The organism is Sphingomonas hankookensis, assembly GCF_028551275.1.
GTDB lineage: Bacteria > Pseudomonadota > Alphaproteobacteria > Sphingomonadales > Sphingomonadaceae > Sphingomonas > Sphingomonas hankookensis_A.
The window spans coordinates 44844-64762 of sequence record NZ_CP117027.1 but is presented as its reverse complement, the minus strand read 5'-3'; the positions used below and the strand labels follow the sequence as shown (position 1 = coordinate 64762).

19 protein-coding genes are annotated in these 19919 nt (G+C 69.5%); 12 read left to right on the top strand and 7 right to left on the bottom strand.

Annotation, left to right across the window (positions count from 1 at the left end; translation table 11 throughout):
* Positions 1–353: 353 nt before the first annotated feature.
* The 8 genes from PPZ50_RS18240 (at position 354) to PPZ50_RS18205 (ending at position 6869) form a co-directional block, all read left to right on the top strand.
* Positions 354–626: a ribbon-helix-helix domain-containing protein gene (locus tag PPZ50_RS18240; RefSeq protein WP_272815868.1), complete on the top strand. Its 273-nt coding sequence runs from the start codon at positions 354–356 to the stop codon at positions 624–626.
* Complete coding sequence (locus PPZ50_RS18235; protein WP_272815867.1) at positions 623–922, top strand: type II toxin-antitoxin system RelE/ParE family toxin; 300 nt, start codon at positions 623–625, stop codon at positions 920–922. Before PPZ50_RS18240 ends, PPZ50_RS18235 begins: the two co-directional genes overlap by 4 nt.
* A gap of 375 nt (positions 923–1297) precedes the next feature.
* Positions 1298–2494: a tetratricopeptide repeat protein gene (locus tag PPZ50_RS18230; protein ID WP_272815866.1), complete on the top strand. Its 1197-nt coding sequence runs from the start codon at positions 1298–1300 to the stop codon at positions 2492–2494.
* Positions 2495–2626: 132 nt separating this feature from the next.
* Positions 2627–3235 carry a helix-turn-helix transcriptional regulator gene (locus tag PPZ50_RS18225; RefSeq protein WP_272815865.1) on the top strand — a complete coding sequence of 203 codons (609 nt, stop codon included), beginning with the start codon at positions 2627–2629 and terminating at the stop codon, positions 3233–3235.
* Positions 3236–3490: 255 nt separating this feature from the next.
* Positions 3491–4123: a CsgG/HfaB family protein gene (locus PPZ50_RS18220; RefSeq protein WP_272815864.1), complete on the top strand. Its 633-nt coding sequence runs from the start codon at positions 3491–3493 to the stop codon at positions 4121–4123.
* A gap of 24 nt (positions 4124–4147) precedes the next feature.
* Positions 4148–5551 carry a hypothetical protein gene (locus tag PPZ50_RS18215; RefSeq protein WP_272815863.1) on the top strand — a complete coding sequence of 468 codons (1404 nt, stop codon included), beginning with the start codon at positions 4148–4150 and terminating at the stop codon, positions 5549–5551.
* Complete coding sequence (locus PPZ50_RS18210) at positions 5548–6030, top strand: hypothetical protein (protein ID WP_272815862.1); 483 nt, start codon at positions 5548–5550, stop codon at positions 6028–6030. Before PPZ50_RS18215 ends, PPZ50_RS18210 begins: the two co-directional genes overlap by 4 nt.
* Entirely contained in the window at positions 6030–6869 is an 840-nt protein-coding gene (locus tag PPZ50_RS18205) for a hypothetical protein (protein ID WP_272815861.1), read from the top strand. Before PPZ50_RS18210 ends, PPZ50_RS18205 begins: the two co-directional genes overlap by 1 nt.
* A gap of 197 nt (positions 6870–7066) precedes the next feature.
* Here the strand turns inward: PPZ50_RS18205 and PPZ50_RS18200 are convergent, their stop codons facing one another.
* On the bottom strand, positions 7067–8233 hold the full coding sequence (locus tag PPZ50_RS18200) for a nucleotide sugar dehydrogenase (protein ID WP_272815963.1): 1167 nt from the start codon (positions 8231–8233) through the stop codon (positions 7067–7069).
* Between the two features lie 242 nt (positions 8234–8475).
* Between PPZ50_RS18200 and PPZ50_RS18195 the strand changes: the two genes are divergently transcribed.
* Positions 8476–10815, top strand: a complete 2340-nt coding sequence (locus tag PPZ50_RS18195; RefSeq protein WP_272815962.1) for a bifunctional diguanylate cyclase/phosphodiesterase — start codon at positions 8476–8478, stop codon at positions 10813–10815.
* Positions 10816–10822: 7 nt separating this feature from the next.
* Here the strand turns inward: PPZ50_RS18195 and PPZ50_RS18190 are convergent, their stop codons facing one another.
* Positions 10823–11383 carry a recombinase family protein gene (locus PPZ50_RS18190; RefSeq protein ID WP_272815961.1) on the bottom strand — a complete coding sequence of 187 codons (561 nt, stop codon included), beginning with the start codon at positions 11381–11383 and terminating at the stop codon, positions 10823–10825.
* 212 nt (positions 11384–11595) lie between these two features.
* Between PPZ50_RS18190 and PPZ50_RS18185 the strand changes: the two genes are divergently transcribed.
* Both PPZ50_RS18185 and PPZ50_RS18180 read left to right on the top strand, forming a co-directional pair.
* Entirely contained in the window at positions 11596–11838 is a 243-nt protein-coding gene (locus tag PPZ50_RS18185) for an AbrB/MazE/SpoVT family DNA-binding domain-containing protein (RefSeq protein ID WP_272815967.1), read from the top strand.
* Positions 11835–12224: a type II toxin-antitoxin system VapC family toxin gene (locus tag PPZ50_RS18180; RefSeq protein WP_272815960.1), complete on the top strand. Its 390-nt coding sequence runs from the start codon at positions 11835–11837 to the stop codon at positions 12222–12224. The genes PPZ50_RS18185 and PPZ50_RS18180 overlap by 4 nt, the downstream gene beginning before the upstream one ends.
* A 131-nt stretch (positions 12225–12355) precedes the next feature.
* Here the strand turns inward: PPZ50_RS18180 and PPZ50_RS18175 are convergent, their stop codons facing one another.
* The 5 genes from PPZ50_RS18175 to PPZ50_RS18155 form a co-directional block, all read right to left on the bottom strand.
* On the bottom strand, positions 12356–12610 hold the full coding sequence (locus tag PPZ50_RS18175) for a hypothetical protein (protein WP_420794437.1): 255 nt from the start codon (positions 12608–12610) through the stop codon (positions 12356–12358).
* Between the two features lie 296 nt (positions 12611–12906).
* On the bottom strand, positions 12907–15336 hold the full coding sequence (locus tag PPZ50_RS18170; RefSeq protein WP_272815959.1) for an ABC transporter permease: 2430 nt from the start codon (positions 15334–15336) through the stop codon (positions 12907–12909).
* A 17-nt stretch (positions 15337–15353) separates the two neighbouring features.
* The gene (locus PPZ50_RS18165; protein WP_272815958.1) at positions 15354–16106 is read right to left on the bottom strand and encodes a GIN domain-containing protein; all 753 of its coding nucleotides are present in this window, start codon (positions 16104–16106) and stop codon (positions 15354–15356) included.
* Between the two features lie 86 nt (positions 16107–16192).
* Positions 16193–16882, bottom strand: a complete 690-nt coding sequence (locus PPZ50_RS18160) for an ABC transporter ATP-binding protein (RefSeq protein ID WP_272815957.1) — start codon at positions 16880–16882, stop codon at positions 16193–16195.
* 100 nt (positions 16883–16982) lie between these two features.
* Positions 16983–18293, bottom strand: a complete 1311-nt coding sequence (locus tag PPZ50_RS18155; protein ID WP_336314570.1) for an efflux RND transporter periplasmic adaptor subunit — start codon at positions 18291–18293, stop codon at positions 16983–16985.
* Between the two features lie 93 nt (positions 18294–18386).
* Between PPZ50_RS18155 and PPZ50_RS18150 the strand changes: the two genes are divergently transcribed.
* The gene (locus tag PPZ50_RS18150) at positions 18387–19628 is read left to right on the top strand and encodes a sigma-54-dependent transcriptional regulator (protein WP_272815956.1); all 1242 of its coding nucleotides are present in this window, start codon (positions 18387–18389) and stop codon (positions 19626–19628) included.
* The last annotated feature ends 291 nt before the right edge of the window (positions 19629–19919 follow it).

The following is a 19919-nucleotide window of genomic DNA, read 5'->3' as shown; positions in this document are numbered from 1 at the left end:
ACTATAGCGCTATCAACAGTTGATAAAAGCCGGACGGATTACCTAAGCGAACGTCAGCCAGAGCGGCTTAGCGCCCAAGATAGGCCAAGCTGCTCTTGTACCGTTCGTTGATGTCCGCGCGCAGTCCTTCACGATCGAGGTCCGGGCGCGGCTTCGCCTTAAACTTGCGATGCTCCTCGACAGGAGCGCGGTATGCAGTTGCCACCACGGTTTCCCTTCGTTGGCGGTATTCCTGCCCGCTATAACGATCGGCATTGCGAAAGTTGAGGCATGTCGTGGCCGGCAGATGTGAACCGAACGGTCACCCTTTTACCCAATGACAATCTTTGCCATACTTCACTTGGAGGTTTCCAATGGCATCGATGAACATCTCGCTCCCCGACCCCTTGCGCGCCCAGGTGCAGGCCAGGATCGACAGCGGCCAATATGCCAGCGCCAGCGACTATGTCCGCGACCTGATCCGCCGCGATCAGCAGGCTATCGACGACGAAGCCCGCTGGCTTCGCGACCTCGACGCATCGATTTCCGACAGCCTTGCCGAAATGCGCGCCGGTGGCGGCGTCGATCTCGATACCGCTTGCGATGCGGTGCTTGCCGACCTCGGCAGATACGGACGCCCTGCGTGACACGGGTCGTCCTGTCGACCCGCGCCCATGCCGACCTGACCACTATCGGCCGCTTCATCGCGGAGGATAATCCGCCACGCGCCGCCACCTTCGTCGCCGAACTGCAGCAGGCTGCAGCGGGGCTGGCCGATATGCCGCACGCCTTTCCCCTGGTGCCTCGCTACGAACGCGACGGCATTCGTCGGCGGTCGTGGAAGGGTTATGGCATCCTCTATTCCGCGCTCCCCGACCGGATCTTCGTGCATCGCATCCTGGGGCCGGGACAGGACCATGACCGCGCGCTCCGGCTACGCTGACAAACCGCTTTCCTACACGCCCACACCCCGTCACTGTCGTTCCGCCATCCGTCCGCCCCCGTCTGCCCCACGCCGGGACAGGCCCCGGAACCGCACGGTGCGCAAACCGCGCACTAGTGTGAACTTAGTGAACTTTGGCCGGTCGCGAGGCTCTGGACCGGCCGGCAAACCGCCGGTATCGCTGGGGCGATCGCTGCGGGGGCGGCGTGCGATGGGGCGCGGGATGGCACAGGCCGGGGGCTGGAGCGGATCGAGGGGTGGAAGTCGATCGCGGCCTATCTGGGTCGCGACCGGTCGACCGCGATCCGCTGGGCGCGCGAACGCGCCCTGCCGGTCCATGCCCTGCCCGGCGGCAAGAGCCGCAGCGTCTATGCATTGGCCGCCGAACTCGACGCGTGGCGTGCCGGACAGGGTGCGCTGCCCGACCCCGCGCCGGAAGAACCGCCCGAAGCGCCCGCCCCCGAAGCCGATCCGCCCGCCCCGGCCCGCCGTCGGCGCTGGCCGTGGGTCGCGGCGGCGGCGCTGCTGCTGGGCGGCGGCGCGGTGGTGCTGGGCGGATGGCAGAAATCCCCCGCCCCCGGTTTCGATGGCGCGGCGCAGGCCCGCTATGTCGCCGCGCGCGACGATGTGGCGATGCGCGCCGCCCCCCGGCTGCGCGCGGCGATCGGGACGCTGAGCGCCATCGCCCGCACCCATCCCGACCATGCCCCGACGCACGAGGCACTTGCCGAGGCATGGCTGCTCGCCCGCGAATTCGGATCGGCCGGCGATGCACAGGCGCTGGGCCGGGCGCAGGCGGCGGCGGCGGCGGCGCGGGCGATCGACCCGAATTCGGTGGTCGCCGATCGGGTCGACGGGGTCATCGCCTATTGGTGGTATCGCGATCCGGCCCGCGCCGGCACGCTGTTCCGCCGCGCCATCGCGCACGGCCCGAACGACCCGCTGGCGCATCTGTGGTACGGCAACATCCTGGCCGACAATGGCGAGGATGGCGCGGCGATGCGCGAGTTCGACACCGCGCGCACCCTGTCGCCCGGCGCCCCCCATATCCTCGCCGATTATGGCTGGGGCCTGTGGTCGGCAGGCCGCACGAGGGAGGCCGACGCGGTGTTCGCGATGCTCGCGACGCAGCATCCCGACCTCGCCAGCGTGCAGGACTGCCTGAGCGTCGTCGCGCTCGCGAAGGACGATGTCGCGGGCTATGTCCGCCACCTGGCCGAACGCGCCCGGCTGCGTGCCGAACCGGAGCTGGCGACCTACAGCGCCGCCCTCGCCCGGACGCTCGCCGCCGACCGCAGCGGCGATCATGCCGCGACCTATGCCGTGATCCTCAGCCGCGCGGTCTCGCTCGAGCAGAATGCCGGGCGGCCCGACCATAGCTGGTCGGCGTTCATCGCGGCGATGGCCGGCGACCGGGCAAGCCTGCTGGCGACGCTCACCACGGCCCGCGCGCGCGGCGAACGCTGGGGCGCGGCGGGGTTCGTACGGCGCATCCGTGCGCGCTTCCCCGGCGATGCCGCGATCGGCCGGGCGCTCGACGCGCTGGCGCAGGACCGCATAGAACCCGCCTGAAGCGGTTGAATTCACGGCGCGACTGCCGCCCGCGCCACAGGATGCGACGCTTTGCGACACCTTGCCGCCCGCGTCGCCCCCCGCCCCGCTGCTACCCCCCGACACAGGGGCAACAGGTTCGGGGGAACCGACATGACGACGATGCAGGCGACCGCGCGGGGGCAGGTCGAGCGGGAACAGGCGCATGACCTGTATTGGCAGGGCCATGCCGATCACGGGGCGGAGGCAGCGGCGCTGCTGGGCGAGGATGGCCGGGTGCTGCGCGCGACACCGGCGTTCGACGCGCTGCTGGCCGGGGGCGAGTGGAGCCTGCTGCCGGGCGAGCGCACACGGATCGCCGCCGCCCTCGGGCGTGCCACCGCCCGCGTCGCGCCACAGGCGGCGGCGGTGCGCTTCCGCCGGGGCGGCAGCGGGGCGACGCTGATCCTGGTCGCGCGGCCGATCCCGTGGCCGACCCGGCTGCTCCACGCGCCTGCCGGGGTCGCCATCGCGACGCTGGTCGACCCGACCCACCGCCCCGCCCCCGCGACGCCCTTGTGGCGCGAGGCGTTCGATCTGACCCCGGCGGAGGCGGAGCTGGCCGCGCTGCTGATGGGCGGCCATTCGCTGGAATCGGCGGCGGCGGCGCGCGACTGCCGCCCGGCGACGCTGCGCGTCCACCTGCGCCACGTCTTCGCCAAGACCGGCGTGTCGCGCCAGTCGGACCTCGTCGCCCTGCTGGCGCGGATGGGGCGGGGGTAGATAGGACCGCCCCAAGCCCCACTCGTCCCGTCACCCCGGGCCTGACCCGGGGTCCCGCTTCTTGTCCGACGCCAGAAGAAGAAGCGGGACCCCGGATCAAGTCCGGGGTGACGTGTAGGGAGGTGAGGCGTTCCCCACCCCTACCCCGTTCGGCGTATGTCGCACCCCCGCCGCCGCCGCCATGATGCGCGCCAAGGCGGGGGCCATGGGGATCGGGGAGGATCCCGCCCCTGCAGCGACATTTGGGGGACGAGGATGCGGGGTTCGATCATCATCGCGGCGCTGGCCGCGACGGCGCTGGCGGTGCCGACCGACACGGCGTCGGCACAGCGCAAGGGCACGCAGGCGATGGAGCTGGACCCGACCGGTCGCGGGGCGATCTCGGGCGTCGGGCTGGAATCGCGCGACATCGACATGCTCGCCGACCAGGTCGTGCGCGAACTGATGTCGCGCCCCGACATCGTCGGCGGCACCACCCCGCCGCGGATCGTGGTCGACAGCGAAAAATTCTACAACGACAGCTCGCAACGGATCGACCGCGACATGCTGACCGGCGCGCTGCGCGCCAGCTTCAGCCGGGCGGCGGCGGGCAGGATCCGCTTCGTCAGCCGGGAATCGATGGACATCGTGATGCGCGAGCGCGAGCTGAAGCGCACCGGCGTCGCCGACACCGGCACCCGCGGCATGACGCAGGGCGTGTCGGGCGTCGATTACCAGATGATCGGCAAGATGAGCTCGCTGGACTCGCGCGACCTGAAGTCCGGCATGGTCCAGCGCCGCACCCAGATCGTGTTCGAACTGGTCGACCTCGAAACCGGCGACCTGCCGTGGACCAGCCAGCCCTACGTCATCCTGCGCGCCGCGGGTGAGGGCGTACTCTACCGTTAAAACCACATGTCCGGGGGGATAATCATGCGTCGTTTCATCACCGCCGTCAGCCTGATCGCGCTGGCCACGCCGTCCATCGCCGCACCGTTGCAGGATGCCGCACCCGCCGCCGCGCCGGCCGATCCCGCCGCCGCCCGCGAAGCGGCCAAGGCGGCGAAGGCCGCCGCGAAGGCGGAGGCACGCCGCATGGCGCAGCTGCGCGCGCAATATGGCGACGGCCCCTATCCCGACCAGATCGCGGCCTATGTCGATGCGCGCACCGAAGCGCTGCGCCCGCTCTATCGCACGCTGTACACCGGGGGTGAGCGCAATGCGGTGCTGAACTTCCAGCGCCTCGGCCTCGCCGCGTTCGAAGGCGGCCATTACAAGGACGCCGCCTGGGCGTTCGACCAGGCGCTGGCCCGGATCGAGGCGATCTATGGCGACAACAAGCAGGCCGAGGCCGCCCGCTCGATCTTCCACAACGAAGCCAACAAGGACTTCAAGGGCGAGCCGTACGAGCGCGCCATGGCCTATTATTATCGCGGCCTGCTGTACCTGCGTGACGGCGACTACCAGAACGCCCGCATCTCCTTCCGCGAGGCGGAGCGGATGGACACGCTGTCCGACGCCGAACAGTTTCAGAGCGACTTCGCGGCGATGAACTACCTGCAGGGGTGGAGCCTGCGCTGCCAGGGCCGCGCCAGCGACGCCAAAGAATATTTCGACCTCGCGACCAAGGCGCAGAAGGGCCTGACCGCCCCGGCCGAGGGCGACAATGTCCTCTTCATCGGCGAACTGGGCAATGGCCCGGTCAAGGCACGCGACGGCGCGCAGGCGCAGAAGCTGCTGTTCCAGGCGGGCGAGGCCTATCCCGAAACGCTCGCCACCATCACCTATGGCGCCACCGGGGCACAGACCGCGCTGCCGCTGGTCGAGGCGAGCAGCGTCACCTATCAGGCGACGACGCGCGGCGGCCGGGCGCTCGACGGGCTGATGAACGGCAAGGCGAACTGGAAGGAAGGCACCGACAGCGTCGGCAACGCGCTGATGACGCAGGGGCTGATGGGCGGCGACGGCGGCGGGTACATGGCGATGGCCGGCCTTGCCCTCTCGCTCTTCTCGGGCGCGATGAAGACCAAGGCCGATGTCCGCGCGTGGGACGGGCTGCCCGACCGGATCATGGTCGGCACCGCCAGGGCGGCGTCGCCCGACTGGACCTACACCGTCGCCTATGCCGGCGAGAAAGGCCCGGTCGAGGCGAAGGGCATGACGATGCGCGCCGATGCCAAGGGCTGCGGCATCGTCTGGGCACGCTCGCGCCCCGCCGTCTATGCCGAGGGCGTCGTGGGTGAGGATGCCGGCGTCGCCGCATCGCAGGCCCGCAAGCGGCCGACCATCGAAAAGAACAAGGCGTTCCGCGCCGCCCTCGAAAGCCAGACGCTGTGAAGATCGCCCTTGCTCTATGTGCCGCCGCCGTCCTGCTTTCGGGGCTAGTCCCCGAAGCACCGGTGGCGGCGCGCGAGAACCGGCCGCTCAAATGCCGGATCGGCGCGGCACGGCGGGCGCAGGCGCCGGTCGGGGCGGCGCTGGTCGCCAACGTACCGCGCGCGATGACCCCGGTCTCGCTGGATGCCGTGCAGATGAACGACCGGGTGTGGAAGAAGGTGATCGTCGAGGGGCTGTTCGCCCGTCGTACGCCGACCGACACGCTGGAGGTGATGGCGCGTCTGGTGAACTGTACCAAGGCGCCGCTGGCGGTATCGGTCCGCTCGTCGTTCCTCGACGCCGGACAGGCCCCGACCGAGCCGACCTCGGTGTGGCGTATCGTCCATATCGCGCCGCTGTCGATGGCGACCTATCAGGAACGTTCGATGGCGACGACCAATGTCGCGCATTACCTGATCGAACTGCGCAGCGACCAGTGATGCGCACGCTGCTCCCGATGCTGCTGGTCACGGCAGCCGCCACCCCCGCCGCCGCCCAGTGGCGGCAGGGGCAGCAACCCATGGCCACCCCCGGACAGGGGATGCGTGCCGGGCAACCAATGACGATGGACGCGCCGCCGCCCGCCGCCGATCCCGACCGGGCGACGATCGACCGCTTCGCCGTCGCCTATGCCCGCGCCGGCCGTCCGCGCGTCGCCTTGCTGTGGAACCGCGAGCTGACCGCCGAGGTCGAGACGGGCCGCGAGGACGTGACGACGCTGACCGTCGACGGCCGCAGCAGCGCCAATGGCGAGGTCCGCGAAACGCTGCGGCGGCGCGGGTCGCTGACCACCGCCAATGCCGATGCCGACCACCATGTCGAGGCGGAACTGCGCTCCACCACCCGCGCCCATGACAGCGGCGCGCGCGCGGCGGCGGCCGATGAAGGCGCCGATTTCGACATGGAACGCGGCCTCGCCGATGGCCTGTCGGGGGCGGGCGTGCGGCTGATCGACCGCACCGCGATCCTGCGCACCGGCGCGCTCGGCGCCGACACGACCAACGTGCAGGCACTCGAGACGCGCGCGCTGCTCGGCAAGACCGACTGGACGCTGGAGGTCGTGGCGATGAACGACGGTCGCTGGCGGATCGTCGCCCGCGACCTGGCAAGCGGACAGGTGGTGGCGCGCGGCGTCAGCGCCGGCCGCCCCGCAGCGCGCCCGATGCCCTGGGTCGCGGGCGAACACGGTTTCGTCCGCGCGACCTCTCCCGAAGCCGGACCCTATACGGTCGGCCGCCAGATCGCACTCGACGCGATGAAGGCGCTCACCCGCCGCTGACCAGCTTCGCCGCCGCGCATAGTCCCGGCGCGGCGGCGGGGGCATCCCCAATCCTCCCCGGCACGGGGAGGGGGACCATCCGCAGGATGGTGGAGGCGGTGTGCCCCGCAACGCTGGCGGTGGTGGAACAGGAAGCCCCCCTCCACCAGCTGCGCTGGTTCCCCTCCCCGTACCGGGGAGGAGTTCGCCGCCCCGCCTCAATCCGACCCGAAAATATCGCGCGTGAACAAGCGGTTGCCGATATCGGCCAGCTCCGGCGCGGCGCGGTTGGCGATGACGACGTCGCACTCGGCCTTGAACGTGTCGAGGTCCCTGACCACCCGCGACCCGAAGAAGCTGTCCTCGTGGAGCGAGGGTTCGTACACCACGACCTCGATCCCCTTGGCCTTCACCCGCTTCATGATTCCCTGGATCGACGACTGGCGGAAATTGTCGGAACCCGCCTTCATCGTCAGGCGATAGACGCCGACCCGCTTCGGACGGCGCGCGATGATCTGGTCGGCGAGGAAGTCCTTGCGCGTGCGGTTCGCATCGACGATCGCGCGGATCAGGTTCTGCGGGACCTCGGAATAGTTCGCCAGCAGCTGCTTGGTATCCTTGGGCAGGCAATAGCCGCCATAGCCGAAGCTGGGATTGTTGTAATGCATGCCGACGCGCGGATCGAGGCCGACGCCCTCGATGATCTGGCGCGTGTCCATGCCGCCGGCGATGGCATAGCTGTCGAGTTCGTTGAAGAAGGCGACGCGCATCGCGAGATAGGTGTTGGCGAACAGCTTGATCGCCTCCGCCTCGCGCGTGTCGGTGAACAGGATCGGCGCATCCTTCTTCTCCGCGCCCTGCAGCAGCAGGTCGGCGAAGATCCGTGCGCGCTCCGAGCGTTCGCCGACGATGATCCGCGACGGGTGGAGATTGTCGTGGAGCGCCCGGCCCTCGCGCAGGAATTCGGGGCTGAAGACGACGTTCGGCGCGGACAGGCGCGCCCGCACATCGTCGACGAAGCCGACGGGAATCGTCGACTTGATGACGATCGTCGCGTCGGGCGCCACCGCCGTCGCGCGGGCGATCACCGCCTCGACCGATCCGGTATTGAACTTGTCGGTCTCGACATCGTAGTTGGTCGGCGTCGCGACGATGACGTAATCGGCCCCGGCCAGCGCGGCGGCGGCATCGGTCGTCGCGGTCAGGTCGAGCGGGCGTTCGACGAGGAAGCGTTCCAGCTCGGCATCGATGATCGGCGACTTGCGGTCGTTGACCAGCGCGACGCGCTCTTCCGAAATGTCGACCGCGACGACTTCGTTGTGCTGCGCCAGCAGCACCGCGTTCGACATGCCGACATAGCCGAGGCCAAAAACCGCGATCTTCATGGGTTATCCTTCGTCCGCCCGGCCCGCTGCCGTGCAATATCCCGCCTAGCCGTTCGAACAGCCCGGCAACAAGCCCTTTAGCGCCGCCCGGGACCGATCGATGCTGCGCTGCGGCACGTTGCCGGGAAAGTTCCCGGCCGTTCCGGCTTCGTACCGATCGTACCCTCGGGCCGGATACCCCATGGCGATAAGATTTCGTTTAGAAACCCAATCGTACCGGCGGGTCGAACGGAGTCCGGCACATGCGCTTCCTTACCTGCCTGACCGAAGAGCATAACCTCGCGCTGGTCGGGCTTGCCGCCTGGTTCTGTCTCGTCGGGTCGATGATCACCATCCGGCTGCTCGACCGCATCCGCCATGCCGAACGGGCATCGCGCATCGCCTGGGTGTTCCTCGGCGGCGCGGCGACCGGGGCGACGATCTGGTGCACCCATTTCATCGCGATGATCGCCTATCAGCCGGGCGTCGAGGTCGCCTATGAGCCGCGCCTGACCGGCATCTCGCTGCTGCTCGCCATCCTCGGCAGCGCCGGCGCGCTGCACCTCACCACCCGGCGCGGGCGGCCGTCGGCGGCGCTGGGCGGCGCGCTGTTCGGGCTGACGGTCAGCGCGATGCACTATATCGGGATGCAGGCGTTCGTCGCGAACGGGCTGGTGCGCTGGTCGCCCGCCTATGTCGCGGCGTCGGTGCTGTTCGCGGTGGCGCTGGGCGTGCTGGCGTTCGACCGGGCGCGTGCCGCCGGGCGCTTCGCCGGGCCGTGGTGGGCGACCGCGCTGATGGTCGGCAGCATCGTGCTGCTGCATTTCACCGGCATGGCGGCGATGACCGTCACCCCCTTCGCACCCGTCGCCGGGCAATTCGGGTCGAGCACGGCGACGATCGTGATGGCGATCGCGGTGGCCGGGGTCGGCACGGTCGTCATCGGCACCGGGCTGGCCACCTATATCCTCGATTCGCAGGCGCGCGCCGACACCCGCCGCCGGCTGCACGAGCTGCTGGAGAGCAATGTCGACGGCATGGCGATCGTGCAGGACGGGGCGATCACCGCCACCAACGCCGCCTTCGCCACGCTGGTCGGGGGCGGCGGGGCGATCGTCGGGCAGCCGCTCGCCTGCTGGATCGCCGACATCGCCACCGCCACCCCCGACCGGCTCGTCCAGCTGACGCTGGTCGCGTCGGACGGCAGCGACGTCCCGGTCGAGGTCGCGGTCCGTTTCGACCAGCGCCGCGCCTGTCCGCAGACCATCTATTCGATCCGCGACCTGCGCGCGCGGATCGCGCAGGAGCGCCGCATCGCCCATCTCGCGCGCAACGACAGCCTGACCGGGCTGCCCAACCGTACCTCGTTCCTCGAATGGCTGGCGCGCCAGACCGGCGCCGACAGCCCGCATCGTGCCGTCGCGCTGCTGTCGATCGACCTCGACCGGTTCAAGGAAGTCAACGACATGCACGGCCATGCCGCCGGCGACCAGCTGCTGGTGCGCATCGCCGAGCGGATGCAGGCGGCGCTGCTGCCCGGCGAGTTCATCGCGCGCCTGGGCGGGGACGAATTCGTCGCGGTGATGCCGGTCGCCGAACCCGACGACGCCGTCCAGCTGATCGACCGGCTGCGCGATGCGATCACCGCCCCGGTAATGATCGAGGCGAGCGGGATCGAGGCGAATTGCGGGATGAGCATCGGCGTCGCGCTATGGCCGCGCGATGCGACCGAATTGTCGGCGCTGATCAACAATGCCGACCTGGCGATGTACCGCGCCAAGGCGGCGATCGCGGTCGATGCCTGTTTCTACGAAGAGCATATGGACAAGACGGTCCGCGTCCGCCGCCAGATGGTGCAGGAGCTGCGCACCGCGATCGACCGCAACGAACTGGCGCTGCACTGGCAGGTGCAGGAATCGGTCGGGAGCGGGGCGATCACCGGCTATGAGGCGCTGCTGCGCTGGACCCGCGCCGATGGCAGCAGCGTGTCGCCCGCGCATTTCATCCCGCTGGCCGAACAGTCGGGGCTGATCCTGCCGATCGGCGAATGGGTGCTGCGGACCGCCTGCACCACGGCGGCCAGCTGGGCGGAGCCGCATCGCATCGCGGTCAACCTGTCGCCGGTCCAGCTCGGCCATGTCGACCTGCCGCGCCTGGTGCAGCAGGTGCTGCTCGACACCGGCCTGTCGCCCGCCCGGCTCGAGCTGGAGATTACCGAGACGGCGATGATCACCGACCCGGTGCGCACCATCCATGTCCTGCGCCAGCTGAAGGCGATCGGCGTGACGGTGGCGATGGACGATTTCGGCACCGGCTATTCGTCGCTGTCGACGCTGCGCTCCTTTCCGTTCGACAAGATCAAGCTCGACCGTTCGTTCATGGCCGAGCTGAACGGCGCGCCCCAGTCGGCCGCGATCATCCGCGCGGTGCTGACGCTGGGCGAGAGCCTCGACATCCCGGTACTGGCCGAGGGGGTGGAGACGGTCGAACAGCTCGCCTTCCTGCGCGAACAGGGCTGCGACGAGGCGCAGGGCTATCTGCTGGGCCGCCCCGGGCCGCTGCCGGCGCGGGGGCGGGCGGAGGCGGCGCGGTTGGCGGGGTAGCGCTGGATCAGGACAAGGCCTGATCCCCCCGCGGCAGGAACCGGTACACCGTCCCCCGCGAAATCCCCAGCTCGCGCGCGATATGCGCCGGGCGCATGCCCTGCCCGGCCAGCGCGCGCACCGCGTCCGGGTCGATGCGCGGCTTGCCGCCCTTGTACACCCCGCGCGCCTTGGCCGCCGCGATCCCTTCCGCCTGGCGTTCGCGGCGCAGGTTCGTCTCGAACTCGGCGAACACGCCCAGCATGTCGAGAAACGCCTTGCCCGCCGCGGTACCGGTATCGATCGGCTGCTCGGTCGCCTTCAGCGCCACCCCCCGCCCCTTCAGCTCGTGGACGATGTCCTGCAGATCCTTCATCGATCGCGCGAGCCGGTCGATCCGGGTGACGACCAGCGTGTCGCCCTCGCGCAGGAAGTCGAGCAGCACCTGCAACTCGCTGCGCCCGGCCCGGCCGGTGGCGGATTTCTTTTCCGACCGGATCGCCTGGCACCCCGCCGCGCGCAGCGCCGCTTCCTGGATGCGCAGGTCCTGATCGTCGCTCGACACGCGTGCATAGCCGAACAAGGCCATCGGAACCCCTTTCTGTTCGATCAGGCTCTAGACCCTTTGCAGGAAGTGTTCAATCTCGCTGCGAACGACCCTGATCGGACGGCAGCGGGTGTTCCGTGGCCCTGTTCGAACAGGGCATACCTGGAATGACACTGATTTTTGATTTAACGAGACATATTGCCCATCTTGTGGCACAGTTAAGCAATTATGCCACCCATTATCGATTGAGTCATATGACACTACAAGTGAACATTACGCCCAATGGACGCATGAGCTTGCCTGCGGACATCCGCAAGCGTTTAGGCCTTGAAGGTGGCGGTGCGGTCCTACTGGAGGAAACCGCCGATGGTGTTGTCCTGCGCACCGTGGATCAGACCGTAGCCAAGGCACAGGCTATTGCCAAACGCTATGCCGGACATCCCGATGCTTCGATCGAGGCATTCCTTGCTGCACGGCGCGGGGACAGCGGCGAATGAGCGGCGTGGTGCTCGATGCCTCGGCGATCCTCGCGCTGCTGAAAAACGAACCCGGGGCAAGCAGGGTCGCCGGAGTGATCGCCGACGCCTCGGTCTGCGCGGTCAATCAGGCCGAGGTGGTGAGCCACTTCGTCCATCTCGGCGCGCCGATCGAGGACGTTCGCGCGATGCTGGGAGCGCTACCCTACACCGTCGTTGCGGCGGACGATGCAATGGCTTGGGAGGCGGGCAGCTTGCGTGCGGTGACTTCATCAGCCGGCTTGTCGCTGGGCGATCGGTTCTGCCTTGCCTTGGCCAAGCGCCTCGGCGTCGCGGCCTATACCGCCGACAAGGCGTGGCGCGATGTTGCGGCCGAAGTCGCAACGAAGGTGGTGATCATCCGCTAGCGCCTGCCGGGGCGCACCCTCTGGCCGCCTGCAACGCGCGGTAGGCGCACACGCTTAGAAGACACAACGTTCGCGTGGCCAAGGCCCTGCGTCGGTGGCGCCAAGCGACAGGTACGGTCGACCGCCAAGGATCAGACCGGGAGCTTGCCCGTGCCGGTCTGTATCAAATCGACGACGAGCTTTGATGCGAGGGCGGGCGAAACCCCTTCATCCAACATCATCGCGAACAGCCGGTCCTCGATCGGTTCGGGACACATGCCCTCGATTACGAGGTTATGCCGGGAATCCCGGTCGTCCTCGTGCCACTGTGCGATTTCGTGGGAGGTACCCCGTTCGAAATCCATCCTTCGGATTTGCGCGCGGATCGCGTCGATATCCAATTGCACCCTGCCCATCCCCTTGGCTTTGCCAGCGTACTGGCGGTCCCGGACGAGAAACGGCCGACACGGACCGCTGCCCCGCTTGCGCGACATAGTGTAATACAATGAACGCAGCGCACCCTATCCTGCCATCGAACATTCCCCACCAATCTAACCCTCTTTGTCGTGGCCCGAGCCACGACATTCGCCGCTGTCGGCCATGAGCAAGGAAGACGCGGAAGGGGAAGAATCGGTGATCATGCCCCGTCGTTCCCACACAAGCCGCGGTCGGAATCCCGATCGCGGCCTCTGTCTGCCCCCCATCAATCGTGCCGCAGCGCCCAGGCCGGCGCCGCCCGACTGGCGCGCAGCGACTGGCCGAGCACGGTCAGCACCGCGACCGCCACCGCCACCACGCTCGCCCCGATGAAGAACAGCGGCGACAGCGCGATCGCGTCCTCGAACCCGGCCAGCCATGTCCGCATCGCAAAGAACGCCAGCGGCCAGGCGACGAGGTTCGCGATCAGGACAGGGCGCAGGAACTGCCCGACCAGCAGCTTGACGATATCCGACGACGACGCGCCCAGCGTCTTGCGGATGCCGATCTCCCGCGTCCGCCGGGCGGTGTTGAACGAGGCGAGGCCCCATAGCCCGACACAGCCGATCAGCACGGCAAGGCCGGCGCCGATCCCGAACAGCCGGGTGGCGCGGTCGTCAGCTTCGTAGAAGTCGATGAGCCGCTGGTCGGCGGTCTTGGCGTTGAACGGCACCTGCGGCATCATCCGCAGCCACAGCGCCTGCACCGCCTGCATCGCGGCGCGCGGGTCGCCGGTTGTCCGGATCGTCGTCATCGAGGTGCCGATCTTTTCCGGCTGACGGTAATAGATGTAATAGGTTGGCGGCAACGGGACACGCGGGGTGTCGAAGCGCATGTCGTCGACAACGCCGATGATGGTGCGCGGACGCTGGCCGCCGATCGTCTTGCCGACCGCGTCCTCCGGGCTGGCGAAGCGCAGCGTCGGCAGCGCACGGCGGTTGACGACGATGTTGAACCCCTTCGCCTGATCGCGACCCGCTGTATCGTCCTCGCCATGCGCCTCGTCGAACCAGCGCCCGGCCAACAGCCGCGTACCATGGGTTTCGAAGAAGCGCGGGCTGACCAACACCCATTTGAGCGACGGTCCAGGGCCGGCAACACCCGGCAATGGCATGTTGTCGCTGTTATCCTCGCCACTGCCTCCGGCCGCAGCGTTCGAGACGGTGACGTCCCTGACCTGCGGCAGCGCGCGGATCGCGGTCAGGATCGACGGCAGCCGGTCCTTGGGCACCGCCGAATCCGCGGTCGATTGCAACACGATCAACGCATCGCGCTGGAAACCGACGTCGCTCACGCGGATATGGCGGGTCTGCGCGACCAGCACCGCGGTCCCGATCATGAAGGCGATGGCGAGGCCGAACTGCCCGATCACCAGCGCCTCGCGGATGCGCGTCCCTGCGCGCCCGCCGCCGGGCGACCGTGCCGACGCCAGCACGGCGGCGGCGGGAAAGCGCGACAGCAGGATCGCGGGATAGACTCCCGCCAGCACCCCGACGACGACCGCCAGCACCACCAGCGCCGGCACGACGACGGCGTACGGCATGGTCAGCGACAGCCCGCCCGCGGCATTGACGAGCGGCAGGCCCAGCTCGGCAAGGATCAACCCGCCCAGCGCGGCGATGGCGACGGTCAGCACCGCTTCGCCGAGGAACTGGCGCACCAGCGTGCCGCGATCGGCGCCCAGCACCTTGCGCATCGCCACTTCACGGGCGCGCAGGCCGGCGCGGGCGGTGGCGAGGTTGATGTAGTTGACCACCGCGATCAGCAGCGTCAGCAGACCGACCAGCCCCAGCGTGGCGACGGTCATCCTGGCACTGCTGGTGTTCACACCGGCCGGTTCGAGGTGCAGGTCGGCAAGCGGCAACAGGTTCAGTTGCTGCGTCTGTGACGGCTTTTCGCCGATATCGGCCAGTTCCTTGCCGCGCCGGTCGACGAACGCGGTCAGCTTCGCCGCGAACCCGCGCGCCGCGGCGGGCGTGTCAAAACGCAGGAAGGTCTGCAGCGACGTGCTGCCCCAGTGATACCAGTTCTCGCTCGCCATATCGCGGGTGATCGGGACCAGTACCGACAGCTTGAAATCGCTGTTTTTGGGCAGGTCGCGGAACACGGCGGCGACGCGATAGGTCCGCACCTTGTCCATCGACAGGACCAAAGTCTGCCCGATCGGATCGCGGTCGCCGAAATAGGCGCGCGCGGTCTTCTCGTCGATCGCGGCATTGCCCGGCTGCGCCAGCGCGGTCGCAGCATCGCCCGCGACCAGCGGCAACGGCATCACCTGAAGGAAATTAGCGTCGACCTGTGCCGCGTCGACCTGCGTCGCGCGCCCCTCGGTCAGGATCGTGCCGGCATTGCCCCCGCCATTGATCCGCGTACCGACGACGCCCGGAAAATCCTCGCGCATCTGATCGAGCAGTCCGCCCATCGTCCACGCATAGGTGCCGTTCGCCGGGCTGTCGGGCAGGGTCCAGGTCGTCCGCACGATGTACGTCTTGTCGTAATCGGGCAGCCATTTCTCATAACCCGTCTCGAACCGGACATAGAGGCCGAGGATCAGAAACACCGCGATCCCGACCGCCAGCCCCCCGATGTTGAGCGCGGCATAGAGCTTGTGGCGCACAAGCGAGCGATAGAGCGACAGCAGCGCGAAACGGTTCATGGCTCCCCCCTCCCCGTTCAGCCGCAGGTGACGCGGGCCATGCCGCTTTTCGCGACCGAACAGGCCGGGCGTCCAGTGACGCTGACCCGCGCGATGCCGCTGGCGTCGATCCCCGCCGGTCCGTTCACCGCCGCGCGGACCGATCCGGTGCCGCTGGCGCGGACCGACAGGCCGGTGGTGGCCAGCGTCGACGTGTCGACATGTCCCGTCCCGCTGGCGGCGATCGCCAGTGCGTTGGCGCGGCCGGTGGCGGTGATGCGGCCGGTGCCGCCAAGCTCGAGCGACAGCCGCTGCGCCTGCACCCCCTTCAGCGTCGCGGTGCCGGTGCCCGACAGGGTGACGACCGCGCGGTCGGTCCGCAGGCCGTCGACCGACAGGTTGGCGGTGCCGCGCATCCGCGCCGCGAAGGTCGGGCCGTTCAGGCCGGCAATGCGGACCGACCCGGTGCCGCTCGCCTCGATCGCCTGCAGCCGTGGCAGGGTGACGCTGATCGTCGCGGCGGGCTTGCCCGCGCGGCTGTCGCAGCTGCCCTTGTCGCGAAGCAGCGTCAGCACCCGGCCGCGCACCGCGACGCCGATCGCGGCGAGCGACCCCGCCTGCCCCTCCGCCCGGACGGCGAAGCCCGCGCCGAAGCGGATGGCGACATGGTCGCAGCCCTGCACGACGATGCGGTCGAACCCGGCGGCGGCGAAGCTGCGCGTGGCACCCTGCGCCAGCGCCGGGGTTGGGATTGCGGAGGCGAGCAGTGCGAGGGTGAGGAGCGGTTTCATGGAAGGTCTCCGGTTGGGAGGGAAGGGGGAATGCGCCGCCGTCAGCCCGGGGGTACGCACGGGTTGGGGATGGGCTGCGGGAAAGCTCACATCGCCCGCATCGCGCTGGCGACGATCCGGCCATCCAGCATGTCGATCCGCCGCTTCGCCATGTCGGCATGGGCGGGCGAGTGGGTGACCATCACGATCGTCGCCCCTTCGCCGTTCAGCCCCATCAGGATGTTCATCACCTGCTCGCCATTGGCGGTGTCGAGATTGCCGGTCGGTTCGTCCGCCAGGATCAGTTTCGGATCGCCGACGATCGCGCGGGCGATGGCGGCGCGCTGCTGCTGCCCGCCCGACAATTGGTGCGGGAAATGGCGGGCGCGGTGGGCGATGCCGACCTTGTCCATGGCGGCGGCGACCCGTGCCTTGCGCCCTCCGCTGCTGGCCCCGGCATCGCCGCGATAGGCGAGGCCGAGCGCGACATTCTCCTCGATCGTCAGCTCGTCGATCAGGTTGAAGCTCTGGAACACGAAGCCGAGCGTCGATCCCCGGAACTTCGCCAGCTCGCTCTCGCCCATCGCCGCCAGATCCTGTTCGCCGAACAGGTACCTGCCCCCGGTCGGGCGATCGACGGTGCCGAGCGTGTTGAGCAATGTCGACTTGCCGCAGCCCGACGGCCCCATGATCGCGACGAACTCGCCTGCTTCGACATGGAGGTCGATGTCGGAGAGCGCGGTCGTCTCGACCTCGTCGGAGACATAGCGGCGCTGGATATTTTCTAAGCGGATCATGCACGTCCCTCCCTGATCAATGTTGTCCGGGGCCAATCGGCCTTCGGCTGCCGGTGCCCCTTCTCCCCTCCCTGACAAGGGAGGGGAGCTATTTGCTGCCCTATCGGATGTTGATGGTGTCGCCCTTCACGGTCGACAGGTTGCTGGTGACGATGCGGTCGCCGGGGTTCAGGCCCGACAGGATCTCGACCGCTTCCGGATTGCGCCGGCCGACCCGGACCGGGCGGCGCGTGGCATGGGTGCCGCCGGCATCGACGACGAAGGCGAACGCCCCGTTATCCGCCGCCAGCCACCCGCCGACCGGGGCGACCACCGCCTTCGACGCGGCGCCGAGCGTAATGCGGATGTCGATGGTCTGGCCGCGGTTGAGATTGGGCGCTTTTGCCGCTTGCGCGGGGCCGGCACCGCCATCGAACGTCAGTTCGATCCGAAAACGCCCGTCCTTCACCGCCGGCAGGACCTTGCTGACGGTCATCGCCATGCCGTCGGCCTTCGCCTTCTGCCCGACCGCCACGCGGCCGAGATAATATTCGTCGACATCGGCGGTCAGCTTCCACGACCCTTCGCTGTCGACCTGCCCCGCCGGATCGCCGGGTTTCAGCGTCTGGCCGGGTTGCAGCGTGAAGTTGGTCAGCCGCCCGGCCGCCGGCGCCCGCACCGTCAACGCCGACAGCCCGCCGCGCACCGCCGCGAGGTTGCCGGCGAGGCGCGCCTGCGTATCGGCCAGGCGCTGGCCCTGCGTCGCGGTGATCCGCGCCTCGGTCCCCGCCCCGCTGCGCAGCTGGGCGAGCCGGCGGGCCTGATAGTCGGCCTCGGCGCGATAGCCGGCGACCCCGGCCTCGGTCACGATCCCCTTGTCGAACAGCTGCTGGCGGATCGCCAGCTCGCGCCGCGCCTTGATGAGGTCGTACTCCGCCTGCGCGACCTGGGCCGATCGGTCGAGCCGGCTGCGCTCGATCCCCAGCCCTTCGCCGGCGATGCTGCCCAGCTGGCTGGCGATCGCCGCCTCGCGGGTCAGCACGTCGAGGCGCAGCTCGGGATTGGCGAGTGTGGCGAGCGGTTGGCCGGCGGCGACCATCGCGCCGTCCTGCACCAGCAATTGTTCGACCTGTCCGCCGGCCAGCACCCCGACCAGCGTGGTCAGGCGCGGGGCGACGGTGGCGCGCACCGGCAGGTAATCGTCGAACGGCTGCTGCGTCACCTCGCCGGTCTCGATCGCGCCGGCGGCGATGTCGGTCGATCCGGCGGCGGGCAGCCAGCGCCACAGCGCGACCGCCGCCAGCACGGCCGCGACAACGATCCATGTCGCACGCCGCAGCCACCAGGCGCGTTTCGGCCGTTCCACGCGGCGGTCCATCGCCGCGCCGGGCGGTGTTTCGGTGGTGCTTGCGCCCTGTGTCGCTTCGGTCATCATGGACCCAGTGTCACCGATCGGGGCGAAAAATCCTAAGTGCCTGCAATTCCATCACCTTCCCCCAACTGTCCGCCGGGTGACCGTCCGGACATGGACAGCCTGTCCGGAAATGGACAGTCGGCGGCGCCGTCAAGCGCCCTGTCGGTGCTGCTGGTCGACGACAATGCCAGCGTCGCCGAATCGATCGCGCTGGCGGTGCGGCTCGGCCGCCACCGGATCGACTGCGCTACGGGTCCGGAGGAGGCGCTGTCCCGCCTGGCCGCCGCCCGCTACGACGTGATCCTGCTCGACATGAATTACGGCGCGAACCGCACCGACGGGGCGGAGGGGCTGGCGCTGCTGGCACGCATCCTGGCCGACGACGCGCAAGCTGCCGTGGTGGTCATCACCGCGCATAGTGGCGTCAGGATCGCGGTGGAGGCGATGCGAGCGGGCGCGCGCGACTTCATCATGAAGCCGTGGCGCAATGCCGACCTGCTGGCGCGCATCGCCGCCGCCGCCGCACCGCGCACGGTGGCCGCGCCCGCCGCCCCCGCCCCGGTCGAGCCGGCGCGGCTGCTGGGCGACAGTCCGGCGATCGAGCGGTTGCGCGCGCTGGTCCGGCGGATCGGCCCGACCGGGGCGGGGGTGGTCGTCACCGGGCCGGCGGGATCGGGGCGCGGCCTGACCGCCGCCGCGCTCCACGCCGCCTCGCCCGATGCCGCCACGGCGATGCCGGTGATCGACCTGCGCGACGATGCGGCATGGGGGTTGCTCGACGGACCCGCGCCGACATTGCTGCTGCGCCATCCCGACCGGTTGGGGGAGGTGGCGCAGGCCCGCCTCCTCACCCGTATTCCGCCCGCGACCCGCTGCATCGCCATCGCCGACGACGCCGGCGGCATCCTCCCCGCGCTCGCCCGCCGCATCGCCACGGTCGAGATCGTGGTGCCACCCCTGGCCCAGCGCGAGGGCGACGCGCTGCTGCTCGCACGCCATTTCGCGCGACAGGCGGCGGCGCGCTACGGGCGGGCGGTGCCGGCCTTCACCGCGGCGGCGGAGGCGCGCATCCTCTCCGGGCCGTGGGTGGACGAGGTGCGGGGCCTGAGCGCCGCGATCGAGCGCGCGATCCTGCTGGGCGAGGGCGAGGTCATCGACGCGACCTTGCTTGGCCCCGTGGCGGTAGCGCCGGTGGCGGAGGCGCCCGCCGCCCGCTTCGACCTCGACGGGAACGAGCGCGCGGTGATCGAGGCGGCCCTGCTCGAACATCGCCACAATGTGTCCCACGCGGCGGCGGCCTTGGGGCTGAGCCGGGGGGCGCTGTACCGGCGGATGGCGCGGCATGGGTTGTAGGGTGGGCAGGCGCGTCCCTCCGGGCGAGCGCGTCACCGGGGAGAGAGGGTGGCCGGCGGCGGTGTCCTCCATTGGCGTCACCCCAGCGCAGGTTGGGGTGACGTGCGGTGGAGGAGAGGCGACCACCCTCCCCGCCCCTCACCGTCCCCCCGCGCAGGCGGGGGGCCAGAGCCAAGCAGAACCACGGTCGCGGTCAACAACCCTGGACCCCCGCCTGCGCGGGGGTACGATGGGTATGGCGATAGCTCCCCTTGGCCCCCTTCCCCGTACCCCGGCGCAGGCCGGGGTCCA